25 protein-coding genes are annotated in these 26,117 nt (G+C 62.7%); 18 read left to right on the top strand and 7 right to left on the bottom strand.

The genetic code is table 11. From position 1 onward, the window contains the following. Positions 1 to 69: 69 nt before the first annotated feature. Positions 70 to 462, bottom strand: a complete 393-nt coding sequence (locus ACN0YJ_RS00125; protein WP_417494979.1) for a hypothetical protein — start codon at positions 460 to 462, stop codon at positions 70 to 72. A gap of 252 nt (positions 463 to 714) precedes the next feature. On the opposite strand from ACN0YJ_RS00125, the gene ACN0YJ_RS00120 reads away from it, so the two are divergent. From ACN0YJ_RS00120 to mdh, 5 genes are all read left to right on the top strand, one after another. After that, positions 715 to 1,854 (top strand): iron-containing alcohol dehydrogenase, encoded by a 1,140-nt coding sequence (locus ACN0YJ_RS00120; RefSeq protein ID WP_417494978.1) that lies wholly within the window; start codon positions 715 to 717, stop codon positions 1,852 to 1,854. Then, a complete protein-coding gene (locus tag ACN0YJ_RS00115; protein WP_417494977.1) occupies positions 1,851 to 2,279 on the top strand; it encodes an acyl-CoA thioesterase in 429 nt (142 codons plus the stop codon). Before ACN0YJ_RS00120 ends, ACN0YJ_RS00115 begins: the two co-directional genes overlap by 4 nt. A gap of 152 nt (positions 2,280 to 2,431) precedes the next feature. After that, positions 2,432 to 3,577, top strand: coding sequence for a cell division protein ZapE (gene zapE, locus ACN0YJ_RS00110; RefSeq protein WP_417476414.1), 1,146 nt, complete (start codon positions 2,432 to 2,434; stop codon positions 3,575 to 3,577). Between the two features lie 27 nt (positions 3,578 to 3,604). Then, positions 3,605 to 4,282, top strand: coding sequence for an O-methyltransferase (locus ACN0YJ_RS00105; protein ID WP_417476413.1), 678 nt, complete (start codon positions 3,605 to 3,607; stop codon positions 4,280 to 4,282). Positions 4,283 to 4,381: 99 nt separating this feature from the next. After that, positions 4,382 to 5,344, top strand: coding sequence for a malate dehydrogenase (mdh, locus tag ACN0YJ_RS00100; RefSeq protein ID WP_417494976.1), 963 nt, complete (start codon positions 4,382 to 4,384; stop codon positions 5,342 to 5,344). A gap of 77 nt (positions 5,345 to 5,421) precedes the next feature. Here mdh and ACN0YJ_RS00095 read toward each other — a convergent pair whose 3' ends face one another. Beyond that, entirely contained in the window at positions 5,422 to 5,934 is a 513-nt protein-coding gene (locus tag ACN0YJ_RS00095) for a tryptophan-rich sensory protein (protein ID WP_417476411.1), read from the bottom strand. Between the two features lie 132 nt (positions 5,935 to 6,066). Here ACN0YJ_RS00095 and ACN0YJ_RS00090 point away from each other — a divergent pair, with 132 nt between their 5' ends. Then, positions 6,067 to 6,633: a GNAT family N-acetyltransferase gene (locus tag ACN0YJ_RS00090; protein WP_417494975.1), complete on the top strand. Its 567-nt coding sequence runs from the start codon at positions 6,067 to 6,069 to the stop codon at positions 6,631 to 6,633. Positions 6,634 to 6,670: 37 nt separating this feature from the next. On the opposite strand, the gene ACN0YJ_RS00085 is transcribed toward ACN0YJ_RS00090, so the two are convergent. Together ACN0YJ_RS00085 and ACN0YJ_RS00080 are read right to left on the bottom strand one after the other, a co-directional pair. Then, positions 6,671 to 7,438 (bottom strand): 2OG-Fe(II) oxygenase, encoded by a 768-nt coding sequence (locus ACN0YJ_RS00085; RefSeq protein WP_417488447.1) that lies wholly within the window; start codon positions 7,436 to 7,438, stop codon positions 6,671 to 6,673. Positions 7,439 to 7,552: 114 nt separating this feature from the next. Beyond that, positions 7,553 to 8,284 (bottom strand): LytTR family DNA-binding domain-containing protein, encoded by a 732-nt coding sequence (locus ACN0YJ_RS00080; RefSeq protein WP_417488448.1) that lies wholly within the window; start codon positions 8,282 to 8,284, stop codon positions 7,553 to 7,555. Between the two features lie 139 nt (positions 8,285 to 8,423). Between ACN0YJ_RS00080 and ACN0YJ_RS00075 the strand changes: the two genes are divergently transcribed. The 10 genes from ACN0YJ_RS00075 to ACN0YJ_RS00030 all read left to right on the top strand — a co-directional run bounded on the left by ACN0YJ_RS00075 (position 8,424) and on the right by ACN0YJ_RS00030 (position 20,897). Next, a complete protein-coding gene (locus tag ACN0YJ_RS00075; protein ID WP_417488449.1) occupies positions 8,424 to 8,822 on the top strand; it encodes a DUF2306 domain-containing protein in 399 nt (132 codons plus the stop codon). Between the two features lie 162 nt (positions 8,823 to 8,984). After that, positions 8,985 to 9,419, top strand: coding sequence for a hypothetical protein (locus ACN0YJ_RS00070; protein ID WP_417476406.1), 435 nt, complete (start codon positions 8,985 to 8,987; stop codon positions 9,417 to 9,419). 256 nt (positions 9,420 to 9,675) lie between these two features. Continuing rightward, positions 9,676 to 10,980, top strand: a complete 1,305-nt coding sequence (locus ACN0YJ_RS00065) for a hypothetical protein (protein WP_417476405.1) — start codon at positions 9,676 to 9,678, stop codon at positions 10,978 to 10,980. A 106-nt stretch (positions 10,981 to 11,086) separates the two neighbouring features. Then, entirely contained in the window at positions 11,087 to 12,286 is a 1,200-nt protein-coding gene (gene sucC / locus ACN0YJ_RS00060; protein WP_417476404.1) for an ADP-forming succinate--CoA ligase subunit beta, read from the top strand. After that, positions 12,287 to 13,195, top strand: coding sequence for a succinate--CoA ligase subunit alpha (gene sucD, locus ACN0YJ_RS00055; RefSeq protein ID WP_417494974.1), 909 nt, complete (start codon positions 12,287 to 12,289; stop codon positions 13,193 to 13,195). It abuts the gene before it with no gap. 196 nt (positions 13,196 to 13,391) lie between these two features. Further along, positions 13,392 to 16,376: a 2-oxoglutarate dehydrogenase E1 component gene (locus ACN0YJ_RS00050; protein ID WP_417488450.1), complete on the top strand. Its 2,985-nt coding sequence runs from the start codon at positions 13,392 to 13,394 to the stop codon at positions 16,374 to 16,376. A 49-nt stretch (positions 16,377 to 16,425) separates the two neighbouring features. Then, a complete protein-coding gene (odhB, locus tag ACN0YJ_RS00045) occupies positions 16,426 to 17,982 on the top strand; it encodes a 2-oxoglutarate dehydrogenase complex dihydrolipoyllysine-residue succinyltransferase (RefSeq protein WP_417494973.1) in 1,557 nt (518 codons plus the stop codon). Positions 17,983 to 18,168: 186 nt separating this feature from the next. Then, on the top strand, positions 18,169 to 18,603 hold the full coding sequence (locus ACN0YJ_RS00040) for a hypothetical protein (protein ID WP_417476400.1): 435 nt from the start codon (positions 18,169 to 18,171) through the stop codon (positions 18,601 to 18,603). A 125-nt stretch (positions 18,604 to 18,728) separates the two neighbouring features. Next, entirely contained in the window at positions 18,729 to 20,132 is a 1,404-nt protein-coding gene (lpdA, locus tag ACN0YJ_RS00035) for a dihydrolipoyl dehydrogenase (protein ID WP_417494972.1), read from the top strand. Positions 20,133 to 20,348: 216 nt separating this feature from the next. Further along, the gene (locus ACN0YJ_RS00030) at positions 20,349 to 20,897 is read left to right on the top strand and encodes a GNAT family N-acetyltransferase (protein ID WP_417488453.1); all 549 of its coding nucleotides are present in this window, start codon (positions 20,349 to 20,351) and stop codon (positions 20,895 to 20,897) included. A gap of 11 nt (positions 20,898 to 20,908) precedes the next feature. Here ACN0YJ_RS00030 and ACN0YJ_RS00025 read toward each other — a convergent pair whose 3' ends face one another. The 3 genes from ACN0YJ_RS00025 to hemN form a co-directional block, all read right to left on the bottom strand. Continuing rightward, positions 20,909 to 21,844 carry a tyrosine recombinase XerC gene (locus ACN0YJ_RS00025; protein WP_417494971.1) on the bottom strand — a complete coding sequence of 312 codons (936 nt, stop codon included), beginning with the start codon at positions 21,842 to 21,844 and terminating at the stop codon, positions 20,909 to 20,911. Then, positions 21,826 to 22,512 carry a DUF484 family protein gene (locus ACN0YJ_RS00020; RefSeq protein ID WP_417476396.1) on the bottom strand — a complete coding sequence of 229 codons (687 nt, stop codon included), beginning with the start codon at positions 22,510 to 22,512 and terminating at the stop codon, positions 21,826 to 21,828. The genes ACN0YJ_RS00025 and ACN0YJ_RS00020 overlap by 19 nt, the downstream gene beginning before the upstream one ends. 95 nt (positions 22,513 to 22,607) lie before the next feature. Beyond that, positions 22,608 to 23,951, bottom strand: a complete 1,344-nt coding sequence (hemN, locus tag ACN0YJ_RS00015; RefSeq protein ID WP_417494970.1) for an oxygen-independent coproporphyrinogen III oxidase — start codon at positions 23,949 to 23,951, stop codon at positions 22,608 to 22,610. 200 nt (positions 23,952 to 24,151) lie between these two features. Here hemN and ACN0YJ_RS00010 point away from each other — a divergent pair, with 200 nt between their 5' ends. Continuing rightward, positions 24,152 to 24,898, top strand: coding sequence for a flavodoxin family protein (locus ACN0YJ_RS00010; RefSeq protein WP_417494969.1), 747 nt, complete (start codon positions 24,152 to 24,154; stop codon positions 24,896 to 24,898). Positions 24,899 to 25,167: 269 nt separating this feature from the next. Continuing rightward, positions 25,168 to 26,103, top strand: a complete 936-nt coding sequence (locus ACN0YJ_RS00005) for an IS110 family transposase (RefSeq protein WP_417488789.1) — start codon at positions 25,168 to 25,170, stop codon at positions 26,101 to 26,103. The last annotated feature ends 14 nt before the right edge of the window (positions 26,104 to 26,117 follow it).

Raw genomic sequence — 26,117 nt, 5'->3', positions numbered from 1 at the left:
GCGATCGGTCTGATTGAATTCTGTTGGCGTCTGCCGGCCCGCGTGGCGGGCAGGCGCCGGCCCCCCGGTCTAGGCTGGTGAGGCCTGGCAGCCCATCCCATCGCGGAGCCAGGCGCGGGCGGTCTCGATATCCACAAATACGCGGGATCTGGCGGGGATGTCGTCAATCATCGTGCTGACCTGGGTCACATAGGCTTCATCCCAGCAGTCCGGCCGCACATAGGCGATCAGGACATCCGACTCGATCGCCTGAATGAAACCGGAAATGATCTCGCTGGCCAATGACGGCGAGGTATGTTTCTGCATCCGGCTTGAATCGAAGAGCACGGCAGAAACGGCATGTTGTTTCAACAACTCCCGGACCCGTTCCGCGCCCCAGCCGGCTTCACGCCGCAGCACTGCGCCGCTGCTCTCGATCAGGATCAGGCATTCACGTTCATGGAGGCTGATTTTTATCGGCATACGCTCATCCACACACAGTCTGTTCTTGTTGATTGAATCCGAGCCTAGGGCGCGGCCTCCGGGGAGGCCAGTATTTCTTGATGATTCTGGTCTACCTGTCGTGGGGTCAGCGGGCTTTGCACCTGGGTTATTCTGGCACAGGGATGCGGCGCAAAGGTCGGCCCCGGGCGGCGCTTGCCTTGAGGATCCAGCCCGGCGAGGATATTGGTAATGACAATCGGCCCACGCGGGCGAATTCAGTCTGGGGTCCCCATGCCGTCATTCGATTTTCGTACTGTGCCGCACGTTCATGTCGGTGCCGGTTCTGTTGCACGCCTGGCCCAGCTTGCGGCACCTCTGATTGGCGACCGACGCCGGATTTTCCTTGTCACCGATCCCGGCGTTCGCGCCGTCGGCCAGACCGATGCTGCGGTGGCGGCGCTCGAGGCGGCCGGTTTGTCGGTGTCCATTTTTGATCAGGTCGTGGCCGACCCGCCCGAAGCGGTGGTGCTGGCCGCTGCCGACGCGGCGCGGAATTTTGGGGCGGAAGTCATTGTCGGCTTTGGCGGCGGTAGTTCGATGGACTGCAGCAAGCTTGTGGCAATGCTGTGCGGGTCCAGCCAGAGCCTTGCAGCCATGTATGGGGTGAACAAGGCGACGGGTCCGCGACTGCCGCTGATCCTGATACCCACAACGGCCGGAACCGGTTCCGAGGTCACCCCGATCTCGGTGGTGACAGTCGGGGAAAGTTCGAAGATGGGCGTCAATTCGCCTGCCCTGTATGGCGATCTCGCCGTGCTTGATGCCGAGCTCACTTATGGCTTGCCGCGCGCCACCACGGCTGCAACCGGAATCGACGCCATGGTTCACGCAATCGAGGCCTACACGACCCGCCTGCAGAAAAATCCCGTCTCCGATGCCCTCGCTCTGGCCGGTCTGAAAAAGCTTCACGGCGCCATTGAGCGCGCCTGCAGCGATGGCCGCGATACCGAAGCGCGCGAGGATATGTTGCTCGGCGCCTTGCTCGCCGGGCAGGCCTTTGCCAACGCACCGGTCGGCGCCGTCCACGCGCTGGCCTATCCGCTCGGCGGCGTGTTTCACGTGCCACACGGCCTGTCCAACTCACTGATGTTGCCGCCGGTCTTGCGTTTCAATGCGCCGGCTGCCGAGCCGCTCTATGCGCAGCTTGCCAGCCATCTCGGCCTGCACGCCTCGACCCAGGGCCTGGTCGAGGAGATGGAAAGGATCGCCGCATCGGTGGGGATAGAGACCCGGCTGAGCCAGGTCGGTGTCAGCCATAATGACCTGCCGCGCCTGGCCGAGGAGGCGATGCTGGTGACCCGGCTTCTGGTCAATAATCCCCGCGAAATGACGCTCGATGACGCGCAGGCCTGCTACGAGGCTGTCCTGTGACCGAGACGCGGCCACGTGCCGCCTATGCCCGCTGGCGAGATCTGCCAACCCGTTGGGCCGACAATGATATTTACGGCCATATCAATAACGCCGCCTATTATGGCTTCTTCGATACGATCGTAAATTGCTTCCTGATCGAGGAAGCCGGACTGGACATCCATTCCGGCGCTGTCATTGGCCTGGTGGTCGAGACCGGTTGCAATTATTTCGCGCCACTGGCCTATCCTGACCGGATTGAAGCTGGCCTGCGGATCGCGAAAATCGGCCGTTCTTCCGTACGTTACGAGATCGCCCTGTTCAAACCCGGCGAGACCGAAGCCGCCGCACAGGGCCATTTCGTCCACGTCTATGTCGACCGCGAAAGCCGCCGCCCCTTGCCCCTCCCCGACCCCATGCGCGCAGCCCTGGAGGCGGTTCATGCGTGAGGTGGAAAAACCGGTCTGGCTGGCTATTGCCTGTATCGTCACGCTGGGCTTTCTCGCCCTGGCGGTCATCCGGCTCTGGCCGGCGGGGTAGGTGCGCCAGACCGCCTTCCCCCATTGACGCCATCGCAACCCCTCGCCATTAGGCTTGTTGCATGGCGACGCCGATTTCATTGTGGCAGGAGCGGGTTGGCTCCGGGGTGCTGTCGGCGGATGCGGACCAGGAGCGGGCGGCGCGATTGCTGACCGGACTATCGCAACGCCTGCAGGGCTGGACACCCGGCGCAAAAACCCTGTTCGGCAAGACCAGGCCGGCGCCGCGCGGCCTCTATCTCTGGGGCGGGGTCGGGCGCGGCAAATCCATGCTGATGGATATTTTCGTCGATACCGCTCCGGTCGAGACCAGGCGACGGGCGCATTTCCATGAATTCATGCAGGATGTGCATGCGCGCATCGGTGCGTGGCGCGGTCTGAGTGAGCGTGAGCGCAAGCGCCGGCCTGAATATGTCCGGGGCGCCGGCGATGATCCGATCCCGCCCGTGGCGCGGGCTCTGGCCCAGCAGGCGCGCCTGCTGGCGTTTGACGAATTCCAGGTCAGCGATATCGCCGATGCGATGATTCTCGGGCGCCTGTTTGACCGCTTGTTTGAAGAGGGTGTCGTGGTGGTCGCGACCTCGAACCGCCATCCCGACGACCTCTATCTCGACGGGATTAATCGCCAGCTCTTCCTGCCCTTCATCGAGGAATTGAAATCGCGGCTCGAGCTGGTCGAGCTTAATGGCGGCGTTGATCACCGTCTGCGCCAGCTCGAGGCGGCGCCGGTCTATTATGCCCCGCTGGGGCCGGACGCGTCAGCGGCGATGGATGCTGCCTGGGCGCGACTGACCCAGGGCGCGACGCCGCAACACTGCGTGCTCGAGGTTCTGGGTCGCAAGTTGCGTGTTGAACGCGAGGTCGCGGGCGTCGCCCGCTTCAGCTTTGCCGAGTTGTGCGCCAGGCCTTTGGGCGCCGCCGATTATCTCGCCATTGCGGCCCGGTTTCACACGGTCTTGCTTGATGAAGTGCCCGGGCTGCAGCGCGACAAGCGCAATGAGGCCAAGCGTTTCGTGACCCTGATCGATGCGCTCTACGAGGCAAAGACGAAGCTGGTGATGAGCGCCGCTGCCGAGCCGGCCGACCTCTACCCCCGGGGCGATGGCGCGTTTGAGTTCGAGCGCACCGCATCGCGCCTGATCGAGATGCGAAGCCATGATTACCTTGCCGCGCATTGGCAGGCCAGCGACACTGGGCCGGCCAGCTGATCCAACCGCCCTTTCCGGAGACCGCCCATGTCCTCTTCCCTCGGGCTTGATGCCCAACTCACCCGCTATGTTCGCGGCGCCAACCGGGCAGAACACCCGGCGCTCCTGAGATGCCGCCTCGAAACCGATGCGATGGGCGATGTGGCGGTGATGCAGATCAGCCCGGAGCAGGGCGCCTTCCTGCAGATTTGCGCCCGCCTGGTGCGGGCCCGGACAGCTGTCGAGATCGGCGTCTTCACCGGCTATTCGGCCCTGGCGACCATGCTGGCCATGCGCGAGATGCACGGGCCGGATGCCCGGCTCTATGGCTGCGATATTTCGGACGACTATACCGGCCGGGCCCGTTCCTACTGGCAGGAGGCCGGCATTGACGGCCAGGTCGAGCTGCGGATTGGTGATGCTCGCGAGACACTTGGCGCGTTGCATGGCGAAATCGCCGGCATGGTCGACATGGTTTTCATTGATGCCGACAAGACCGGGTACGACGCCTATTACGAGGCGGCTCTGGAGTTATTGCGCCCGGGTGGCCTGGTCCTGTTCGACAATGTGCTCTGGTCCGGCAGTGTCGCCGATCCTGAGCGCTGCGCGGTCGATGCCGATACCGCAGCCCTCAACGCGCTGGCGAGCAAGGTCCGCGATGATGAGCGTGTCGACATGGCTTTCACGACGATCGGAGACGGGGTGTTGATGGCGCTGAAACGCTGACGCCGAACCGGCCTGGTTCGAGAAGATTGCTTGCCCGGACGCGCGCGCAGCGTTAGACCGCACTGCAACAATTCACTTCCCTCAAGAGGAGCTCTCCCCATGGCCCGTAACAAGATTGCGCTCATCGGATCCGGTATGATCGGTGGCACACTGGCTCATATCGCCGCGCGTGAAGAACTCGGTGATGTCGTGCTGTTCGACATTGCTGCCGGTGTCGCCAAGGGCAAGGCCCTCGATATCGCCGAAGCCAGCCCGGTTTTCGGCAAGGACAGTTCGCTGGCCGGCGCCGATGATTATGCCGCCATTGCCGGTGCTGATGTCTGCATCGTCACCGCCGGTGTGCCGCGCAAGCCGGGCATGAGCCGCGACGACCTGCTCGGCATCAATCTGAAAGTCATGAAAGCGGTTGGCGAAGGCATTGCCAAGCACGCTCCGAACGCTTTCGTGATCTGCATCACCAATCCGCTCGATGCCATGGTCTGGGCCTTGCGCCAGTTTTCTGGCCTGCCACACAACAAAGTCGTCGGCATGGCCGGTGTGCTCGACAGCGCCCGTTTCCGTCACTTCCTGGCCGATGAATTCAGCGTCTCCGTAGAGGATGTCACCGCCTTCGTGATGGGCGGCCATGGCGACACCATGGTGCCGCTGCTGCGTTACTCCACCGTCGCCGGCATCCCGGTGCCCGATCTGATCGAGATGGGCTGGTCGACGGACGCCAAGATGGAAGAAATCGTCAAGCGCACGCGCGGCGGCGGCGGCGAGATCGTTGCCCTGCTTGGTACCGGCTCGGCCTTCTACGCGCCTGCCGAGAGTGCGATCGAGATGGCGACCGCCTATCTGCGCGACAAGAAGCGCGTCCTGCCATGCGCCGCACATCTGACCGGTCAGTTCGGCCAGGACGACATGTATGTCGGCGTGCCTGTCGTGATCGGTGCGGGCGGTGTCGAGAAAATCGTCGAGATCCAGCTCAATGCCGAGGAACAGGCCATGTTCGACGTCTCGGTCGACTCGGTCAAAGGCCTGGTTGCGGCCTGTAAGGCGCTCGAGCCGTCGCTCGCCTGATCGCGTCGCAAGTGTGAAATGACGAACGGCCGCCGGAGCAATCCGGCGGCCGTTTCTCTTGGGCCAGTCATTTCGGTTCAGAGGCCGCCGACGAAGTTCGAGCCTTCATTCAACCGCATGACTTCGAAGGCGAAGGCCAGGCCCAGCGTCAGCCAGGCAAAGGGCAGCCATAGCAGGACCGCCGAGGCCTTGGAGCAGCGATCGACCACTGTCATGGTGACCAGCATGTAGAGCCAAAGCGCCAGCCCTGCGAGAAAGCCTGTCGTAATATCACGGCCGACAAAGATGATGCATAATTGCAGGCAGACACCGCCGATCAGGCCGAGGGTCAGCAGTACACTCAGCAGGCGCATGGTGCAGCGGTCAGCCCGCTGCGTGATCCACAGGCTGATCGCGATCAGTTGCAGCATCAGGATCGAGACAATATCGGGGAGGTGACCGCCCGGCGCCCAGTCAGGGAAATTGAGGCTCGCCGCCCAAAGCGCGGTTTCGCTGGACCGGATCCAGCCGACAATGCCCCCTGACACGCTCGCGGCAATGAGCATGTAGAGGAATAATCGTATCACTCCGGGACGATTATTGACGTCCATGACAGCTGGGGTGCTCCAAATCACATATTGCGAGTTCGCCTTGCAATCGCCGAGCCATTGCGGGCGGCGCGGCTGTGCAGGACAATCAAGGCCTAGTTGACCTTTATGGCGGTGTGGTGTCGCTTTGAGGGCATGATCACACCTGTTCTTGAAACCGCCCGCCTCCAGCTCCGTCCGCCGAATGCCGCCGACTTCGAGCCGCTCTGTGCGATGATGGCCGATGAAGTGACCGCTCGCTTCATTGGCGGCGTGCAATCGCCACCACTGGCCTGGCGCAGCCTGTGCGGTATTGCCGGCCATTGGCAGTTGCGCGGTTATGGCTTCTTCTCGGTCATTGAAAAGGCGACAGGCAAGTGGCTGGGCCGGGTCGGGCCCTGGTATCCGCATGGCTGGCCGCAGCCGGAGATTGGCTGGACCCTCAATCGGGAAAGCTGGGGCAAGGGATATGCGACCGAGGCGGCGATCGCCTGTATGGATTATGCCTTTGATACGCTCGGCTGGGACAGCGTCATCCATCTCATTCATGCCGATAATCGCGGCAGCCAGGCTGTCGCCGGCCGGATCGGGTCGGCCAATACCGGCCGGGAGGTCGAAGTCCCGGGTTTTGGCATTCTGGTGGATGTCTGGGGCCAGAGCGCCACTGACTGGCGCGCCAACCGCTCAGCTATCAGTGCTGATCACGCCCGGCCATCCGTCTAGCTGACGGTGACTTGCAGCACCGGCCGCCGGTCAGGGCTCAGCGGATGAAGGGCGGGAGGTCGTCGCGCAGCCAGCCGGTGATCTGATAGCGCCCGGCTCCGGCGAAGGGTGAAATCGGGCTCACCGAATGGATCCGGTGCCCGTCGAACAGCGACAGCATGTTGAAGCGTGGCATCAAGGCCCGCTCGACATCCTGCTTGTCGTCGAGAAACATCAGCAATCCGCCCCAGTCGGTCTGCCAGTCCCGCGTGAAGCCAAAGGTATAGGCGGCCCGGCGTTCATTATTCATGCCGTCATCGCGGTGGCGGGTGAGGAAATGGCCGCGCGAATAGAGTGTTGCCTGGCAGTCCGCCTTGGTCAGTTTCCTGGCTCCGATCACCTGACGGCCGAAATCGAGAAAGGCCGGCGAATTCATGAATTCGGTCAATTGGTGGATTGGATGTCCCGGGTCCCAACCCTCTGAATAGGCCTGGATCATCGGGTAGGAAGAATAGAGGAAGCCGATATTCTTGCGCGCCATCTCCAGCACACCATTGACGATCTCCTGCAGGCGCTCGCGGCCGAAAGCCTGCATTTCCGCCTGGTCGAGACAGACCACCGAGCCGTAATCCGCAACCTGCCCGCTGGCGGGCGCGACAAAGACCATCCGCCAGGAAATCTGGTTGGCGAGGATTTCGTGGACCGCATTTGCGGTTTCTTCCGGCAGGATGTCCGGGATTTGAACCAGACCGGTCTTGGCATAGAGGCGGGCATAATGCGCGACGTCGAGGTCCGGGTTCAGTCTGAAATCAATACGAGGGCTCATCGGCGCGGTCATCCTGCGGGCTGGGGCAATCGGGTCGCTCAAGTGTGTGACGCGCGGCGCTGGCGGGCAAGGCCCCGGTCAGGCGGCATGCCGCCGCAGTGCACCGTCTTCATTTCAATACCAGCCTGATTCACGCAGGGCGGGCGCGTGGGTGCGACTGACAGGCGCCTGGACGCCATTGCTCAGCGTGAGCATGGCGCGGCCGTCCCCGCGGGAAACGGCATCAACGGCGTCGCGCGCGACCCACCAGGAACGATGCGTCTGGCGGCCATCCAGATTTTCAACGGCCGTCATCGCATCACTCAGCCGCATCAGGATCAGCGCATCGCCTGCAGCGGTGTGGACGCGCAGATAATGATCTTCCGACTGCAAGGCCAGCAAGGGCGCGCGTTTCAGGCGTGGCGGCAATTTGTCGAGCAGGGCCCGGCCAACCGCCGGCGTCTGTGGCGCTGTATTGCGCCGCTCCATCAGCCAGCCCAGCGCCGTTACCGCTGCAGAAATCACCCAGACGAAGATGAAGACGACCGGCAGCGCCTGGGCCCTGAAGGGCTGCGAAAGCAGCGCCTGGATGGTGGCCACGCTGATGGTGATCGGAACGCTGATCAGGAATGAGGCGAGCGCATAGTGGGCGAGGCGCGACCAATTGCCGGTGAGGCCTGCCAGAAACAGGGTCACCAGCGCATTGGAAGCCCAGCCTACACACATCAAACCGACCCAGTAGAGCCAAACACCGGGAAAACCGAGGCGATGGGTCTGATAGGGACCGAGCACGGACAGGAAACTGCCCAGCACCAGAATGATGGCGATGGTCGGCAGCAGGCCCTTGTTGGATTCAGTCGGGTTCATGACGTCCATTCACGAAGCGTGGATCAACACCTAGCGCATTTCGCGCACCGCATCAGCCCGTTTGCGCAATCGCGCTTCAATTGCCGACACGACCGGTCTTTCTGCTTCTCAACGGCCCATAACAACCGAGGAGATCGCCATGAATACCGAAGCTTTCCTGACCGCCCCCTTTGTCGTCCAGCTGCATATCCTGAGCGCCGTCGGGGCGCTGCTGATCGGATCGATCCAGATGTTTGCGCCAAAGGGAAACCTGCCGCACCGGACGATGGGGATCGTGTTCGTCCTCCTGATGGCATCCGCCGCGGTCAGCGCGATCTTCATCCGGCAAATCAATGGTGGAAATTTCTCCTTCATCCACATCTTCGTGCCGCTGACGATTATCGGCATTTTCCGTCTCGTCCTGTCAGCCCGCCGGGGTGACAGGCGCGGTCATCGCGGCCAGGTCATGGGGTTGTTCTATGGTGCCCTGATCATCCCCGGCCTGCTCTCCTTCATTCCGGGACGCCTGATGCACACAATCGTGCTGGCGGGTCTGTGATCGGCGCTTCCCATCCTGCTGGTGCTGGGTGTTGTGTCCCGGCTCCCGGTCGAGTGTTGGGACGGACGGTAGTTCGCGCGATAGGTGCATGTGATTGCCAGCCCACGGCGCGGCATGCATGCTTGCCCCGGAAGGCCTCCACTGGAGGTTTGGGGATCGGGGATGAGCATGCAGGAAATCACCAAGACGGCGCGCGCCGAACGCTTCATGCCAGACTGGATTGTCGGCGCCGCGCTACGCTGGTCGCTCATCCCGGGATTATGGGTGTGGGGCCGTGCCTATGCCGCCGACTGGCCTGATGTGGTGCCGGCCGCCGTCAGTGCGGCCCAGATCTGGGCCGTGCCCTTGGTGGCACCGACGCAATTGGCCCAGATCGCGGTCTGGGGCGCCCATCTGGCGGTGGTCATGCTCGCCATCGGGTTTTTGACACGCCTGGTCGGTCTGGCGCTTCTGCTTGCGGCGATTGTTTTCGCCTGGTGGATTGCCCCTCAGGCCTGGACCAGCGCGGCGGTCTATGGCGCGCTGGCCTTCTATCTGTGCGTCCGCGGCGGTGGCGGCCTGTCGGTTGACGGGGCGGTTATCGGCGCGCTTCGCTAGCAGGCATGCCGTTCGGCAAGACGGATTTGCGGGCGGTGTCGTCACAGTGGTTTTGGCATTGGAGGGCTCGACTAGCCGCGCCCGGGCTGCGAAGCCGCAGGAGCCGGAACACCGTTTAACCCGGCTGATCAGTACGACGGCCTGGCTGGCGGTCTGCGAAAAAACACCCGGAACGGGCCTGTCGTAACCGTCTGTTTGCACTCGCGGGTGTTCTCTGGGGGTTCGGAGCCGGAACGCGATGCAGCCTGAACTTAAAATGAAACTCAAACTGGCACTCGCGGGCCGCGCGAATGTCGAGATGGGCCAGCTTCAATTCCTCAATCTTGAGGAGGTGAAGCAGCGCGCGGGCCCTGACTGGCCCCATTTGCGCACCAAAATCTATGATGTCAGCGCTCATTTCATTGAGAAACGGCTTGACGCGGACGATGTCACCTTCCGTTGTCAGGGAGGGTTCTTGATAATTTTCAGTGTCTTGACCGGCGATGCTGCGGCGGAAAGAGTGGCAGAGATTACGGCCGCGCTCTCTGCCTTCTTCCTCGGCGACCAGGCGCTGGAGACGCTCAAACTTGCCGCCGAATCGCGCAGCGTCTCTCCCGAGGAATTTCTCGAAATCATTGCCCGCGCCCAGCCGCAGGAAGCCGAAGTGCGGTCGCCCGGAACGGGGGGAGCTACTCTGGGAAAGAGCGGCAATCCGGGAGGGCCAGCCTGGGCCGGGGATGGCCCGGCCGCCGAAGCGGGCTCGCCCCCGCCGCGCTGGACCCAATCGGCTGCAAAGCCGCGGTCGACTCCGTGGGACGAAATTGTCTTCAAGCCCTGCTGGGATGCGCGCACCAATACCCTGTCCCACCATCTGTGTGTTGCGCGCCGGGTCATCAATGGCTTTCCCGCCTATGGCCGGGATACGTTTACGGTGCTCGACTCCAGGCCACTCAATCGGCTGCTGGACCATTCCGTCGCGATTGCCGCCCAGCGCGGCTTTCAGCGCGTGCATGCCGAAGGCGGCAGTTGCGGCATGATCATCCCGGTGCATTACGACACGATTTCCTCCCTCTCGGAACGGATGAGCTATTTCGCCATTCTGCAATCGGTACCGGTGCCAATCCGGCGGCACTTCCAGTTGCGCATCGACGGAATTCCCGACGGCGCACCAGAGGCGCAAATGCAGGAATTATTTCGCTCGATGATGCCCTTCGGGTCGAAAATCATCGCGCGCCTGCCCTATGGAGTCTCGAAGCTGCGCCGGTTCGAGGGCAGCGGTATCGGCATGTTCGGTACTGAAATTCCGCACCGGCTCGGTGATGGTGAAGTCTCGACCACGACAGTCCAGGCGGTGCTGGGTCTGGTGGAGGCGGCGCAGGATCTCAAGGCCGAGACTTTCCTGACGCAAATCGAGAACATTTCACTGCTCGGGGCTTCGGTCAGCGCCGGCGTGCGTTTGTTCAGTGGTGAGCTGATCGGGCCTGACCAACTTGTCCCGGCGCCGGCACGGCCGCTCGAATTCAATGATATCGCCCACAGGCCCGCGCCGTCATACGATGCAGCGAATGTGGTTCATATCTGAATGAAAACCCGTCCGTGCGAAGGCGTTGCGCTGAAGCGGGCGGGTGTTATAAGGCGGGTTCCATCCGGCCTATCTGTCGATCTCTCCCCACGCGAGGCCCGCACACATGAATATCCATGAACACCAGGCGAAAGCCGTCCTGAAAAGCTTTGGCGCTCCAGTCGCCGAAGGCGTTGCGATTTTCTCCGTCGACGAGGCCAAGGCCGCCGCCGACAAGCTCCCCGGGCCGCTCTGGGTCGTCAAATCCCAGATCCATGCCGGCGGACGCGGCAAGGGCAAATTCAAGGAACTCGGCCCCGACGCCAAGGGCGGTGTGCGCCTCGCCTTCTCGAAAGAGGATGTGGTCAAGAACGCGAAAGAAATGCTCGGCAATACGCTGGTCACCCACCAGACCGGCCCGGCCGGCAAACAGGTCAACCGCCTTTATATCGAGGATGGTGCCGACATTGAGCGCGAACTCTATCTCTCCATCCTGGTCAATCGCGAGACCGGCCAGGTCGCCTTCGTGGTTTCGACCGAAGGCGGGATGGATATCGAGGAAGTCGCCCACGCGACCCCGGAGAAGATCCAGACGCTGAATATCGAGCCGCTCGCCGGTGTCACCGATGCCGATGCCGAGCGGATCTCTGATGCGCTCAAACTGACGGGGGCCGCCCGGACCGATATGGGTTCGCTGGCGAAAATCCTCTACAAGGCCTTCGTCGAGAAGGATATGAGCATGCTCGAGGTCAATCCGCTGATCGTCATGGAAGACGGTCATTTGCGGGTGCTCGATGCCAAGGTCTCCTTCGACGGCAATGCGCTGTTCCGCCATCCCGACATCATGGAATTGCGCGACACGACGGAAGAAGACGCCAAGGAAATCGAAGCCTCCAAGCATGACCTCGCCTATGTCGCCCTCGATGGTGATATCGGCTGCATGGTCAATGGTGCCGGTCTCGCCATGGCGACGATGGACATCATCAAGCTGTACGGGGCCGAGCCAGCCAATTTCCTCGATGTCGGTGGCGGTGCCACGACCGAGAAAGTCACGGCAGCCTTCAAGATCATCACCGCTGACCCGAACGTCAAAGGCATTCTGGTCAATATCTTCGGCGGCATCATGCGCTGCGACGTCATCGCCGAGGGCGTTGTCGCCGCGGTGAAGGAAGTTGGTCTTCAGGTTCCCCTGGTGGTGCGCCTCGAGGGTACGAATGTCGCGCTCGGCAAGAAGATCATCAATGAATCCGGTCTCAATGTGATCGCCGCGGACGATCTCGACGACGCGGCCCAGAAGATTGTCGCCGCCGTGAAGGAGGCCAAATAGATGTCGATCCTCGTCAATAAAGACACCCGCATCATCGTCCAGGGCCTGACCGGCAAGACCGGGACTTTCCACACCGAACAGGCGCTGGCCTATTACGGCACCAAGATGGTCGGCGGCGTCCACCCGAAAAAAGGTGGCTCGACCTGGTCGTCCGGCGTTGATGGCGCGGCAAGCCTGCCGATCTTCGCCTCGGTCGCCGAAGCGAAAGACGCCACCAAGGCCGACGCCTCGGTGATTTACGTGCCGCCTGCAGGGGCTGGCGCGGCGATCATTGAAGCAATCGACGCGGAAATCCCCTTCATCGTCTGCATCACCGAAGGCATCCCGGTGCTCGACATGGTCAAGGTCAAGGCGCGGCTGGAAAAATCCAATTCGCGCCTGCTCGGCCCCAATTGCCCCGGCATCCTGACCCCTGAAGAGTGCAAGATCGGCATCATGCCGGGCTCGATCTTCAAGAAGGGCTCGGTCGGCGTTGTTTCGCGCTCCGGCACCTTGACCTATGAAGCCGTGTTCCAGACCACCCAGGTCGGTCTCGGCCAGACCACTGCGGTCGGCATTGGCGGTGACCCGGTCAAGGGCACCGAATTCATCGACATGCTCGAGCTGTTCCTCGCAGACCCCGAAACCAAGTCGATGATCATGATCGGCGAAATCGGTGGTTCGGCTGAAGAAGACGCGGCGCAATTCCTCAAGGATGAAGCCAGGAAGGGCCGTTCCAAGCCGACCGTTGGGTTCATCGCCGGGGTCACAGCCCCGCCAGGCCGCACCATGGGCCATGCCGGCGCCATCGTGTCGGGCGGCAAGGGCGGCGCGGACGACAAGATCGAGGCCATGAAATCGGCCGGCATCACCGTCTCCCCAAGCCCGGCCCGTCTCGGCACCACGCTGGCGGAATTGCTCAAGGGCTAAGGCTTTTGATTGAGTTGAATGAGCCGCGCCCGGAATCTCTCCGGCGCGGCTTTTTCATGTCTGGCGTCAGCTGTCAGCAAGTTGGCACCAGTCGCCCGCGAAAACCTTCTGTTCTCCACAGAACGGCCATAGATGGTTGTTAACCGTATCGGCTTAGTCCCTTACGAATCTTTTTGCGATTTCAGGCCTTCCCCCCATGTCTGACCAGACCCGCTCTTCCGACAATCAATCCTTCCTGGATACGTCATTCCTGCAAGGTGCCAACGCCGTCTATCTCGAGCAGATGGCTGCCGCCTTCGCGGCCGACCCGGCGAGTGTTCCTGACAGCTGGCGACAATTCTTCGCCGCCATGGGTGATGCGCCCGCGGACTCGACGCGTGCCGCCGCCGGCCCAAGCTGGAAACGCGCCGGCTGGCCGCCGCGCGCCGGTGGAGACATGGTCTCGGCGCTTGGCGATATCGGGGCCGATGAGGCCGCCATGGTCGAGAAGGTCGCCGCGCATGTGACACGCAATGCGCCCGATGCCGACCCGGCCGCGATCCGCAAGGCGACCCAGTCCTCGATCCGCGCCATCATGATGATCCGCGCCTATCGCATGCGGGGCCATCTGGCCGCCGATCTCGACCCGCTTGGCTTGTCCGACCAGGGCGCCCAGCCCGAGCTGGATCCGGCGACCTATGGTTTCGACGGCGCGGCGATGGATGAGAGCGTCTTCATCGATGGCTATCTCGGCCTTGAAATCGCGACGCCGCGGCAAATGCTGGAAATCCTGCGCCGCACCTATTGCGGGCCGGTCGGCATTGAATTCATGCACATCTCCAATCCGGAGGAGAAAGCCTGGCTGCAGGAACGTTTCGAGGGACCGGACAAGGAAATCCGTTTCACCAATGACGGCAAGCGCGCCATTCTTGGCAAGCTGATCGAGACCGAGCGTTTCGAGCAATTCCTGCACAAGCGCTATCCCGGCACCAAGCGCTTCGGCGCCGATGGCGGCGAATCCATGGTTCCGGCGCTGGAGCAAATCATCAAGCGCGGCGGCGCCATGGGTGTCGACGACATCATTATCGGCATGCCGCACCGTGGCCGGCTCAATGTGCTCGGCGCCGTGATGGGCAAGCCCTATCACCAGATCTTCCATGAATTCCAGGGCGGTAACACGCAAGGCGAGGAAGAATTCGGTTCCGGCGATGTGAAATACCATCTCGGCGCCTCCTCTGACCGTGAATTCGACGGCAATAATGTCCACCTCTCACTGACCGCCAACCCGTCCCATCTCGAGGCCGTCGACCCGGTCGTTCTCGGAAAGGCGCGGGCCAAGCAGGAGCAGAATTGTCGCGAACAGGCGGGCACGCCGCGCTCGAAAGTCCTGCCGCTTCTGCTGCACGGCGATGCCGCCTTTGCTGGCCAGGGTATCGTGACGGAATGTCTGGGTCTGTCGGGCCTGCGTGGGCACCGCACCGGCGGAGCAATCCATTTCATCGTCAATAACCAGATCGGCTTCACGACCGATCCCAAGGACAGCCGCTCAAGCCCTTATCCATCGGATGTGGCGCTGATGGTCCAGGCGCCGATCTTCCACGTCAATGGCGATGACCCGGAAGCCGTGGTGCATGCCACGCGTATCGCGACCGAATACCGGCAGATCTTCGGCAAGGATGTCGTGATCGACATGTTCTGCTATCGCCGCTACGGCCATAATGAGGGCGATGATCCGACATTCACCCAGCCGGTCATGTATCGGGTGATCAAGGATTTGCCGCCGGTCCGCAAGAAATACCAGGACCGGCTGATCGCCGAGGGTTCGCTCACCGCGGCTGAAGCCGAGGCGATGGAAAACGAGTTCGACCGCTTCCTTGAGGCTGAGTTCGACGCCGGCAAGAGCTTCTCGCGCGAAAAGGCCGACTGGCTGGATGGCCGCTGGTCAGGCCTTGGCCTGCCCGAGAGCGATGATCGCAAGGGCGAGACCAGCGCGACCATGGAACGCCTGACAGCGGTCGGCATGGCGATGACGACAGTGCCGGAAGGCCTCAATATCCACCGCACGCTGGACCGGGTTATCGGTGCCCGCCGGACGGCGATTGAAAGCGGCGAGGGGATTGACTGGTCGACGGCTGAACATCTCGCTTTCGGCACGCTTCTGACCGAGGGCTTCCCGGTGCGCCTGGCCGGCCAGGATAGTGGCCGCGGCACCTTCTCGCAGCGCCATTCGCACATCATCGATCAGGAAACCGGCGATCGCCACACCCTGCTCAACCATCTCGGCGAGGGGCAGAAGAAATATGAAGTCATCGATTCCATGCTCTCGGAAGAGGCTGTGCTTGGCTTCGAATACGGCTATTCCCTTTCGGCGCCCAATACGCTGGTAATGTGGGAAGCCCAGTTCGGCGACTTCACCAATGGCGCCCAGGTCATCATCGACCAGTTCATCTCGTCGGGTGAGCGCAAATGGCTGCGCATGTCCGGCCTGGTGATGCTGTTGCCGCATGGCTATGAGGGCCAGGGCCCCGAGCATTCCTCGGCCCGTCCCGAGCGTTTCCTGCAGCAATGTGCCCAGGACAATATGCAGGTCGCGAACTGTTCGACGCCGGCGAATTATTTCCATATCCTGCGACGCCAGATCCACCGCAATTTCCGCAAACCACTGGTTATCATGACGCCGAAGAGCCTGTTGCGTCACAAGCGTTGCGTCTCGACGCTCGCGGCGATGGGGCCGGGCTCCTCCTTCCATCGCGTGTTGTGGGATGATGCCGACAAGAGCTCGCGGCTGGATGGCGAGATTTCGCACTCCACGACCGTACTCAAGCCCGACAATGAGATCCGGCGCGTCGTGTTGTGCACCGGCAAGGTCTATTACGACCTGCTCGAAGCGCGCGAAGAGAAAGACATCGACGATGTCTATCTGATGCGCGTCGAGCAGCTCTACCCCTTCCCGTTCAAGGCGCTCCTTGCCGAGCTCGCCCGCTTCGGGCAGGCCGAGATCGTCTGGTGTCAGGAAGAGCCGCGCAATATGGGCTATTGGACCTTCGTCGAGCCCAATATCGAATTCGTTCTCGGCAAGCTGGAAGGCGTTGCGAAACGCCCGGTCTATGTCGGTCGCCAGCCCTCGGCGTCGACCGCGACCGGTATTGCCGCCAAGCACAAGCATCAACAGGAAACGCTGGTCAATGAGGCGCTGGGTTGATCCCCGGCCGCCGCCTTACCGTCCCGTCGCCAACAGGAAAGACATCATCATGACCGACATCACCGTTCCACAACTCGGCGAATCCGTCACCGAAGCCAACGTTGGCAGCTGGTCGGTCAAGGCCGGCGACACGGTCAAAAAGGACGATGTTCTCGTCGAGCTGGAGACCGACAAGGTCGCGGTCGAGGTCCGGGCAGAAAATGATGGCGTGGTCGATACCATCATCGTTGAGGAAGGCGAAACCGTCGAGATCGGCGCCAGGCTTGCGACGATGAGCGCCGGTGGCGAAGCCGCCGATGCGGCACCCGCCGCGGCTGAAGCCGAAGCTGAAACCGAGGCTGCCCCGGACGATCAGCCAGACGCAAAACCCGCACCGGCCAGCGCCGCCGGCAAGACCGTCGAAGCGACCGTTCCGGTGATGGGCGAATCGGTCACCGAGGGCACGATCGGTGCCTGGCTGGTGAAGGTTGGTGACAGTGTCACCGTTGACCAGGCTCTGGTCGAGATCGAAACCGACAAGGTCGCCGTCGAAGTGCCGTCACCCGCCGCCGGCGTGATTGCCGAGCTGATGGTCGGCGAAGGCGATAGCGTCGCGCCGGGTGATGTCGTGGCGAAAATCACGGAAGGCGCGGCGGCCTCTGCCGCTCCCGCCACCTCGGACGAGCCCGCTGCTGCGGCTCCTGCCGCCGGCAGCGACGCTGTGGCCATGCCATCGGCCGCCCGGATCATCGAGGAAAACAAGCTCGATGCCAATGCGATTGCGGGCACGGGCCGCGATGGCCGTATCACCAAGGGTGACGCGCTGCAGGCTGCCGCCGCTCCGGCCCCCGCTGCGGCCAAGCCGGCTCCGGCTGCATCCTCCGCGCCTGCGGCGCCGGCCGCTCCGGCTGCGCCGCGGGAAACCGGGCCGCGCGAGGAGCGCGTGCGCATGACGCGCCTGCGTCAGACGATCGCCAAACGCCTCAAGGACGCCCAGAACGCTGCCGCCATCCTGACGACCTATAATGAAGCCGATATGGGCGCTATCATGGATGCGCGCAAAGCCCACCAAGAAGCTTTCGTCGCCAAGCATGGCGTCAAGCTGGGCTTCATGAGCTTCTTCGCCAAGGCCTGTGTCGCAGCGCTCAAGGAAATTCCCTCGGTCAATGCCGAGATTGATGGCAGCGATATCATCTACAAGAATTTCTACGATATCGGCGTCGCTGTCGGCACCGAGCGCGGTCTCGTTGTGCCGGTTGTGCGCAATGTCGACCAGATGTCGCTGGCCGAGATCGAGAAGGAAATCATCCGTCTGGGCAAACGCGCCCGCGATGGCAAGCTGACGATCGACGAAATGCAGGGCGCCAGCTTCACCATCTCGAATGGCGGCGTCTATGGCTCCCTGATGTCGATGCCGATCCTGAATGCGCCGCAATCGGGCATTCTCGGCATGCACAAGATCCAGGAGCGACCGATCGCCCTCAATGGTGCGGTCGCAATCCGGCCGATGATGTATCTGGCGCTGTCCTATGATCACCGTATCGTTGACGGCAAGGAAGCCGTCACCTGGCTGGTGCGGGTGAAGGAAAACCTGGAAGATCCGCAGCGAATGCTGTTCGACCTCTAGAGCATTTTAAGCAAAATTGGGAACCGGTTTTGCGGTTCGAAAAATGCGGAAATACAAAGAATTAGAGCATTCTCATTGACCTCGAATTCAATGAAAATGCTCTAGTTCGGACACACGAAGCGGGCGCGAATGCCACCAAGGCCTCGCGGGTCTGCGCCGGGGCCGGCGGCAAACAAGGGGTGTGTGATGCAGATTGTGCGCTGGCTTGTCGTCATCCTCGCGCTGGGCCGCGTCGCCTACAGCCTGCCCTATTTGCTGGCAGCCTGGACCGGTGACTGGATCTTGCCGCCGCTCGGTGCCCGCGGGCCGGAAATTCTCACAGCCGTCCAGGACGTCCCCGATTGGCTGCAGGCTATCTGGACCGTATATATCGCCGGCTTTTTGGCGACGGCCGTGCTGCTGGTCGCCGCCTGGCCGAAGGGAATCAAACTGGCCCTGCTCGCCGCCGCAGCGGCGGTTTCCCTGGATCTGGGCTACTGGATCTGGATCATTGCCGAACCGCTTTACGTAAACATCGACCGGCCGGCATTCCGGCTTCACGACGTGATCATCAATATTGCCAGCCTTGCGACCCTGCTGGGTGTGGCGGTCCTGCAATACTGGCCGCGACGTCCGGTCTGATGGCCAACAGAACACCGTGCGCAGCGCCTGGCCAGACCGCAGGCCGGGTCTTACCTTCGCTGCAAGAAGGTTGCATATAGAAGACGTGTCCGATTTCGAGCCCTTTACCAATCCGCGAGGCCCCCATGTCAAAGCCCTATGATCTTGTCATTATCGGCGGTGGTCCCGGCGGTTATAATTGTGCCATTCGTGCCGGTCAGCTCGGCCTCAAAGTGGCCTGCATCGAGATGCGCGGCACGCTGGGTGGGACCTGCCTGAATGTCGGCTGCATCCCGTCCAAGGCCATGTTGCACGCCTCGGAACTCTTCGAGAGCGCGACCACAGAATTTCCCGCCATGGGCATTGTCACCGGCGCCGTGGAGCTGGATCTGCCGGCCATGCTGGGCCACAAGGACGAGACCGTTGACGGCCTGACCAAGGGCATTGAATTCCTGTTCAAGAAAAACGGTGCGGAATATATTCGCGGCAAGGGCAAGATCCTTGGCCAGGGCAAGGTCCAGGTCGAAACCGATAGCGGCACGTCGGTGCTGGACACGAAACATATCGTCATTGCGACCGGCTCGGAAGTCACACCGCTGCCGGGCGTGACGATTGATGAGGCGCGGATTGTCTCCTCGACCGGGGCGCTCGATCTCCAGAAAGTTCCCGGACGCCTGGTCCTGATCGGGGCCGGTGTGATCGGGCTTGAGCTGGGCTCGGTCTGGCGCCGTCTGGGCGCCGAGGTGGTCGTGGTCGAATATCTCGACCGGATCCTGCCGGGCATGGATACCGAGCTGGCCAAGGCGGCGCAGCGGATTTTTGCCAAACAGGGCATGGACTTCCGCCTTGGCACGAAGGTCACAGGCGTCGATAGTTCCGACCCTGACACGCTGAAAGTGACGCTCGAGCCCGCCAAGGGCGGCGAGGCCGAGACGATCGAGGCCGACACTGTGCTGGTCTGTATTGGTCGCCGGCCCTTTACCGCCGGGCTTGGCCTGGAAAATGTCGGGATCGAGCCTGATGCCCGCGGCGTCATCGCGAATGATCATTTCCGTACTTCTGCAGAGAATGTCTGGGTGGTCGGTGATTGCACCTCCGGTCCGATGCTGGCCCACAAGGCCGAGGATGAAGGCGTCGCCTGTGCCGAGCGCATTGCCGGCAAGGCGGGTCATGTGAATTACGGCGTCATTCCCGGCGTCGTCTACACCTATCCCGAACTGGCATCGGTCGGTCAGACCGAAGACGAGCTGAAACAGGCGGGCCGCAAATACAAGAAGGGCAAATTTCCCTTCCAGGCCAATTCGCGCGCGCGTGCCAACCACGCCACTGACGGATTCGTGAAAATCCTCGCCGATGCGGAAACCGACGAAATTCTCGGCGCCCATATGATCGGCGCCAATGTCGGGGAAATGATCGCGGAGATCTGCCTTGCGATGGAATTCCGTGCCTCGTCCGAGGATGTTGCGCGAACCTGTCACCCCCACCCGACGCTGACCGAAGCGGTCCGCCAGGCGGCGATGGGCGTTGAAGGCTGGAGCATGCAGTCCTGACGGCCACCCCGTTTTCTGTTATTGTTATCGCCCGGCTTGGGCTTGCACGCGACCCATTGCGATGGCAAGAATTCGGTCACCGGCGCAAGCGTGTTTTCACAAACCTGTGAGGACAGGCGTCGCGTGATGCGGCATGACAACCCAAATCGCAGCGCAATATCGATGCCACCATCTGGCTGAAATGGTGCGCGAACTGATTGGATGGAACGCAGTTCAATGTCTGACAGAACCGAAATCGTCTCACAGCGCCTGCGGCTGGTCGCCCTCGACCGGGAGTTGGCCGAAATGCAACTCAATGACCGTCCGGCCTTCTTTGCCGCGCTGGGCGTTGAGCGCGAGCCGTCCTGGCCACCCGAACTGATGGATGAATCAGCGATGACGTGGAATCGCGACCAGCTCGCGGCCCATCCCGGCGATGCGGGCTGGTATTCCTGGGTCTATGTCTCACCGATCATGAACCGGCTCCTGGGCATTGGCGGTTTCCAGGGCGCGCCCAGCGCTGAAGGCGAGGTCGAGATTGGCTATTCCATGCTGGTGTCCTACCGCGAGCAAGGTCTTGCCACCGAGGCGGTCAACGCCCTGATGGGCTGGGCCTATGGCCATGAGCACGTCAAACGCGTCATTGCCCGTACCCGAAGCGATCGCAATCCCTCGCACCGCGTGCTCGAGAAAGCCGGTTTCAAGCAAGTGTCCACCCATATGGACCCGGAAGAGGGTTTCGAGGTGACGCTGTGGTCCCACAACCGGGCCCAGCGCGCGGCCTGACAGGCGATGCCTCAGCGCGTGCGTGCGCGCGGATGGGCCCCGTCATAGATCGCCATCAGACGCGTCGCCTCGACATCGGCATAGATTTGCGTCGTCGACAGGCTGGCATGGCCGAGTAATTCCTGGATGGCCCGCAGATCGCCGCCATGGGCGAGCAAATGGGTGGCGAAGGAATGCCGCAGGGCATGCGGCGTTGCCGTCGGACCCAGGCCGAGCCGGACGCGCAATTCCTCCATCATCTTCTGCACCGTACGCGGTCCCAGCGCGCCGCCACGCGTGCCGCGGAACAGGGCCTGGTCGGGTGTCAGCTCAAACGGGCAGATCGCGGCATAGGCCGCCACGGCTTCGCGCACCACGGGCAGGATCGGCACCAGCCGCGTCTTGCCGCCCTTGCCGGTGATCTGCATGCTGTCGGGCAGGGCCTTGTCGCGTCCGGTCAGGCTCAAGGCCTCCGAGATCCGCAGGCCGCAGCCATAGAGCAGCGAGAGCACAGCCACATCGCGCGCCTCGATCCAGTCCGTGCCCCGGGCCCGCCCGGCCTCGGCGATCAGATCGCGGGCACCGCTCTCGCTGACAGGTTTCGGCTTGGAGCGGCCCAGCTTGGGGCCCTCGATCAGGGTCAGGGCGGCATTCTCGACACCCCAGCGCCGTTCCGCATAGCTGTAGAAGGTGCGGATCGCCGAAAGGGACCGTGCCAGCGATCGCGCCGACAGGCCGGTGCGGCGCCGTGCGGCCATGAAGGCGCGAAAATCGGCGGCTTTCAGCGCCGCCAGATCATGCAGCGTGACGCTGCGCCCGAGATGCCCGCCGAGAAAGGCCGCAAACTGGTCGAGATCGCGGCCATAGGCCTCGACGGTCTTCGGACTCAGCCGGCGTTCGCCGGCCAGATGCTGGCCGAACAGCATGCGCGCATTGGCGAGGGGGAGGCTCAGCTCGCGTGCAGCCATCGTGTGATCATCCGTTCGACGCAGCGGGCGAGGAAGTTGAGCAATTCGGTGCCCTGGCCGGATTCGAACAGGGTCTGGTCGCGCGCTGCCACCGCCATCAAACCGTCATGGCCGTTGAAATCGAGCCGCACAATCGCTTCCGATTTCACCCGCTTGCCCTGCTGCCCATAGAGCGCGTGCGCCAGCTCGGGATTGACCGGACCAAGCCGTTCGACCTTATTGCCGAGCACCTCGCCGACAAAGCCCTCGGCCGCGCCGAGAATCGATTCGCCGGCCTGCAACGGCGCATGGCCCTCGATCAGGACGCGGCAGACATCGACACCGAGCGCACCGGTCAGGCGGCTGGAAATCTTGCGGTCGAGCGCGGTCAGATTATCGGTTTCCAGCAACGCCAGCACCGCCATGTGAATCTGTGACTGGGTTGCCAGATTGGCGCGCGCGGTCTCGATAATGCTGGAATTGAGCGATTTGAGCTGGCGCAATTCGGCCAGCAGCTTGGCGCGCGCCGCGGCGCCGAGATCAATCACGCCTTCGCCGGTCTGGCGCTGTACGACTTGCGCAAACAATTCGGCATCCTCGCGTACGAAGTCCGGATTGGAGAGCAGGAAGGCGCGGACGCGCTCGCTGTCCAGCGGCTGGGCAGACTGGCTCTCGGCATTTTGCGTCATGGTGATTCGGCTCCATTGCGATCAGCACGCAGCTTTGCCTGATACGGTTTCCCAAATGCAAACCGGGGCCATGAAATGCAGTGGTGGCGCGGCGATCAGACGCTGACGGAATGGCGCGCCGCGGCATTGGCCTGCAGATAGCCGTCAAACCGCGCCGCGACGACCCGCGCCAGCATGCGGTAATCCTCGGCGATCGCGATGCGGCTGGCCTGGCGGTTTATCACCCCGTCGCTGACGAGATCGTCGAGATCAACCTGTTCCAGGGCGCCGCCAAACCGGGCCGCAATGGCGCCGGGGTCGACTTCCAGGTCGCACATCAGCCGCTCGATGATCTCGCCGCGAATCCGGTCCTCACCGCTCTGCGCGATGCCGCGCGCCGTCGCCAGATGTCCCGATTCGATGGCCCGGCTCCAGCTGGCGACATCGGCGGTATTCTGGGCGTATCCCGCCGGCATCTGGCTGATCGCCGAGGCTCCCAGACCGATCAGGAAACTCGCCTGGTCGGTGGTATAGCCCTGGAAATTGCGCCGCATCGTGCCAGCCGTCGCCTGCCGGGCCATGTCGTCCCCGGCGCGCGCATAATGGTCAATCCCGATTGGATGATAGCCGACGGCCTGCACCGCATCGGCGATGGCCATTGCCTGTCCGATGCGGGCCTCGGCATCGGGCAGATCCTCGTCGCGGATCAGTTTTTGATGCCGTTTCATGTGCGGCACATGGGCATAGCCAAACACCGAGAAACGGTCGGGCTCCAGGGCCAGCGCTGACGTGACGGTCTCGCGGCAGGCCTCCAGCGTCTGGCCCGGCAGGCCATAAAGCAGGTCAAAACTGAGATTGGTGATGCCCGCCGCGCGCAGGGCCGCCGCACAGGCGGCAACGGTTTCAAGCGGCTGGATACGATTGATCTTCGCCTGCACGCCGGCATCAAAGGTCTGCACGCCAAGACTGGCGCGGTTGAAGCCGAGGCGGGCGAGATGAGTGGCCAGCGAGACCGTGAAGATGCGCGGATCGATCTCGATCGCGATCTCGGCGGTATCCAGCACGTCGAAGTGCTGGCGCAGGCTTTCCATGACCGCGGTGAGCTGGTCTTCGCTGAGAATGGTCGGTGTGCCGCCGCCAAAATGGATGTGGGCGATGCGCGGCCGGCCCGGCAGGCGGCTGGCGGCCAGATCGATTTCCTTCAGCAAGGTTGCGGCATAGGTCGCGACCGGTTCATCGCGCGTCGTTGCCCGCGTCGAGCAGCCGCAATACCAGCACATCTCGCGGCACCAGGGGATGTGGAGATAGAGCGAGCCGGCCGCATCCGTGTCCAGCGCGCCCAGCCAGTCACCAAACACGTCGCCATCAATGCCGGCATGGAAATGTGGTGCCGTGGGATAGCTGGTATAGCGCGGTGTGTTCTGGCGGGCATATTTGAGCAGGGTCGGGGAGGGCGTCATTGATCGCTCCGGCTTGGGCGGATAGGTTGATTGACACTTATCAAGCACAGCGCGCGGTGACAGGTGACATGGCGCCGCAGCGCCCCGGGAGGCGTTCCGGCTTTACCGCGAAGGCCCCGTTTTCCCGGCCTTTCCCGGAACTTTTGCCCAGGCCGGACGTTTTACCCTATCGGGATCTTTAACTGCAGAAGGAGCGAGCCATGGTTCTCAACGCGAAACAAAAAACCTTGTGTGAAGGCCATGACTTCGATTTCTCCTCCCTGTCAGCGCTCTTCCTGAACTGCACGCTGAAACCGACCGGCACGCCGTCTCACACCGAGATGCTGCTCGATGTCTCCAGCGCCATCATGGCCGCCAATGGCGTCGCCGTGGAAATGCTGCGCCCGGTCGATTTCGATCTCGCGCCCGGCGTCTATCCGGACATGACCGAGCACGGTTTTGCCCGCGATGACTGGCCCAGGCTCAGCGCCAAGGTGATGGCCGCCGATATCCTGGTGATCGGCACGCCGATCTGGCTCGGCGAGGAAAGTTCCGTCTGCCGCCGCCTGATCGAGCGGCTCTATGCCGAGTCCGGCAAGCTGAACGAAAAAGGCCAGTCGATTTTCTACGGCAAGGTCGGCGGCAGCGTCATCACCGGCAATGAGGACGGTATCAAGCATTGCGCCATGACCATGCACTACGCCCTGGGACATCTGGGCTATGTCATCCCGCCCCAGGCCGATTGCGGCTGGATCGGCGAGGCCGGACCGGGCGCCAGCTATGGCGATGACGGCGCCGGTTTCGATAATGATTTCACCCAGCGCAACACCACCATCATGAGCTGGAATCTGATGCACCTCGCCCACATGCTCAAATCCGCCGGCGGCCTGCCCAATCACGGCAATGACCGCAACGCCTGGAAGGCCGGCTGCCGGTTTGACTACGAGAATCCCGAGCACCGGAGCTAGGGCGACTTCCTCCCCGAACCTCACATTACATTTTCCCCCGGACTTGTTCCGGGGCCGACCGGAGTTGTGTTGAGCTCGCACCACCAGCGAGGGGTAGACCCCTGTGTATCGCGGATGTGCTAGGAAGACTGCGCGAAGGAGGCCGTTAGACCCCTGGCTCTGCAAGGAAGCCGTGTTCCGGCATGGCCCCTTCGCGCGTATCTGCGTTCCAACCTGAACAGTTGCACGACGCCGTTCACAGCGGACGTCGCACCACAGGGACAGACCTGATGACCTTACACCCAATCTGCATTGGAATCGATGTGGCCAAAGCCCATCTCGATCTTTTTCATCCCGTCACCGGCCATCACCGGATCGACAATACCGCCCCGGCCATTGAACAGTGGCTGCAGCCGCTGGGCGGCACCGACCCCTTCATCGTGTTCGAAGCGACCGGTGGCTATGACTGGGTTTTGCGCTGCGCGCTGGGACAGGCACGCATCCGCCATGCCCGCCTCAACCCGACCCAGGCGCGCCGTTATGCCCAGGCCACCGGGCGTCTGGCCAAGACCGACCGGATCGATGCGGCGATGCTGTGCGAGCTGGGCGAACGGCTGGCACCGCCACCGCAAGAAGCCGTAGACGCCAGCCGCAAACATCTGTCGGACTTGCACAAAAGGCGTGATCAGTTGACCGCTGAACGCGCTGCCGAGAAAGTCCGGCTGAGCGAGGCGCGCGGCCTGTGTCAGCCCGTGTTGGCCAGTCTGGCGGCGCACATCGCCTGGCTCGACAGGGCCGTCGGCGAGTTGGAAGCTTCCATCGGGCTCCTGATCGAGCAGGACGGCGAACTCCAGCGCCAGGCCGCATTGTTGCGCACGGCGCCGGGCATCGGCTTCGTATCGGCGGTCACCTTGCTGGCGCTGATGCCCGAACTCGGCTTGCGCCAGCCCGGATCCATTGCCGCCTTGTCCGGGCTCGCGCCGTTCAACTGCGATAGCGGCACCATGCGAGGCCAGAGACACATCCGCGGCGGCCGTGGTCGCGTTCGGCGCGCCCTCTATATGGCTGCCCTCAGCGCGGTGCGAACCAATGCGCGCATCCGCGCCTTCTACCAACGCCTCCTCGACGCCGGAAAACCCAAAAAACTCGCCCTCATCGCCGTCGCCAGAAAGCTCATAACCATCCTCAACGCCATGCTCAGAGACGCCAAGCCCTTCATCGCCTGATACAGTTGCCGGAA

It is taken from the genome of Maricaulis sp. (genome assembly GCF_048270095.1).
Lineage (GTDB): Bacteria > Pseudomonadota > Alphaproteobacteria > Caulobacterales > Maricaulaceae > Maricaulis.
This window is presented reverse-complemented; position numbering and strand designations above follow the sequence as displayed.

What these genes read in the sequence shown, in the direction of transcription:
- lpdA (WP_417494972.1), top strand. Translation starts at nt 18,729, where the DNA reads ATGTCAAAGCCCTATGATCTTGTCATTATCGGCGGTGGTCCCGGCGGT.
- ACN0YJ_RS00065 (WP_417476405.1), top strand. Translation starts at nt 9,676, where the DNA reads ATGAAACTCAAACTGGCACTCGCGGGCCGCGCGAATGTCGAGATGGGC.
- ACN0YJ_RS00050 (WP_417488450.1), top strand. Translation starts at nt 13,392, where the DNA reads ATGTCTGACCAGACCCGCTCTTCCGACAATCAATCCTTCCTGGATACG.
- ACN0YJ_RS00120 (WP_417494978.1), top strand. Translation starts at nt 715, where the DNA reads ATGCCGTCATTCGATTTTCGTACTGTGCCGCACGTTCATGTCGGTGCC.
- mdh (WP_417494976.1), top strand. Translation starts at nt 4,382, where the DNA reads ATGGCCCGTAACAAGATTGCGCTCATCGGATCCGGTATGATCGGTGGC.
- odhB (WP_417494973.1), top strand. Translation starts at nt 16,426, where the DNA reads ATGACCGACATCACCGTTCCACAACTCGGCGAATCCGTCACCGAAGCC.
- ACN0YJ_RS00080 (WP_417488448.1), bottom strand. Translation starts at nt 8,284, where the DNA reads ATGAACCCGACTGAATCCAACAAGGGCCTGCTGCCGACCATCGCCATC.
- ACN0YJ_RS00020 (WP_417476396.1), bottom strand. Translation starts at nt 22,512, where the DNA reads ATGACGCAAAATGCCGAGAGCCAGTCTGCCCAGCCGCTGGACAGCGAG.
- ACN0YJ_RS00040 (WP_417476400.1), top strand. Translation starts at nt 18,169, where the DNA reads ATGCAGATTGTGCGCTGGCTTGTCGTCATCCTCGCGCTGGGCCGCGTC.
- ACN0YJ_RS00085 (WP_417488447.1), bottom strand. Translation starts at nt 7,438, where the DNA reads ATGAGCCCTCGTATTGATTTCAGACTGAACCCGGACCTCGACGTCGCG.
- ACN0YJ_RS00105 (WP_417476413.1), top strand. Translation starts at nt 3,605, where the DNA reads ATGTCCTCTTCCCTCGGGCTTGATGCCCAACTCACCCGCTATGTTCGC.
- ACN0YJ_RS00095 (WP_417476411.1), bottom strand. Translation starts at nt 5,934, where the DNA reads ATGGACGTCAATAATCGTCCCGGAGTGATACGATTATTCCTCTACATG.
- sucD (WP_417494974.1), top strand. Translation starts at nt 12,287, where the DNA reads ATGTCGATCCTCGTCAATAAAGACACCCGCATCATCGTCCAGGGCCTG.
- ACN0YJ_RS00090 (WP_417494975.1), top strand. Translation starts at nt 6,067, where the DNA reads ATGATCACACCTGTTCTTGAAACCGCCCGCCTCCAGCTCCGTCCGCCG.
- ACN0YJ_RS00010 (WP_417494969.1), top strand. Translation starts at nt 24,152, where the DNA reads ATGGTTCTCAACGCGAAACAAAAAACCTTGTGTGAAGGCCATGACTTC.
- ACN0YJ_RS00030 (WP_417488453.1), top strand. Translation starts at nt 20,349, where the DNA reads ATGTCTGACAGAACCGAAATCGTCTCACAGCGCCTGCGGCTGGTCGCC.
- ACN0YJ_RS00025 (WP_417494971.1), bottom strand. Translation starts at nt 21,844, where the DNA reads ATGGCTGCACGCGAGCTGAGCCTCCCCCTCGCCAATGCGCGCATGCTG.
- hemN (WP_417494970.1), bottom strand. Translation starts at nt 23,951, where the DNA reads ATGACGCCCTCCCCGACCCTGCTCAAATATGCCCGCCAGAACACACCG.
- ACN0YJ_RS00125 (WP_417494979.1), bottom strand. Translation starts at nt 462, where the DNA reads ATGCCGATAAAAATCAGCCTCCATGAACGTGAATGCCTGATCCTGATC.
- ACN0YJ_RS00005 (WP_417488789.1), top strand. Translation starts at nt 25,168, where the DNA reads ATGACCTTACACCCAATCTGCATTGGAATCGATGTGGCCAAAGCCCAT.
- sucC (WP_417476404.1), top strand. Translation starts at nt 11,087, where the DNA reads ATGAATATCCATGAACACCAGGCGAAAGCCGTCCTGAAAAGCTTTGGC.
- ACN0YJ_RS00070 (WP_417476406.1), top strand. Translation starts at nt 8,985, where the DNA reads ATGAGCATGCAGGAAATCACCAAGACGGCGCGCGCCGAACGCTTCATG.
- zapE (WP_417476414.1), top strand. Translation starts at nt 2,432, where the DNA reads ATGGCGACGCCGATTTCATTGTGGCAGGAGCGGGTTGGCTCCGGGGTG.
- ACN0YJ_RS00075 (WP_417488449.1), top strand. Translation starts at nt 8,424, where the DNA reads ATGAATACCGAAGCTTTCCTGACCGCCCCCTTTGTCGTCCAGCTGCAT.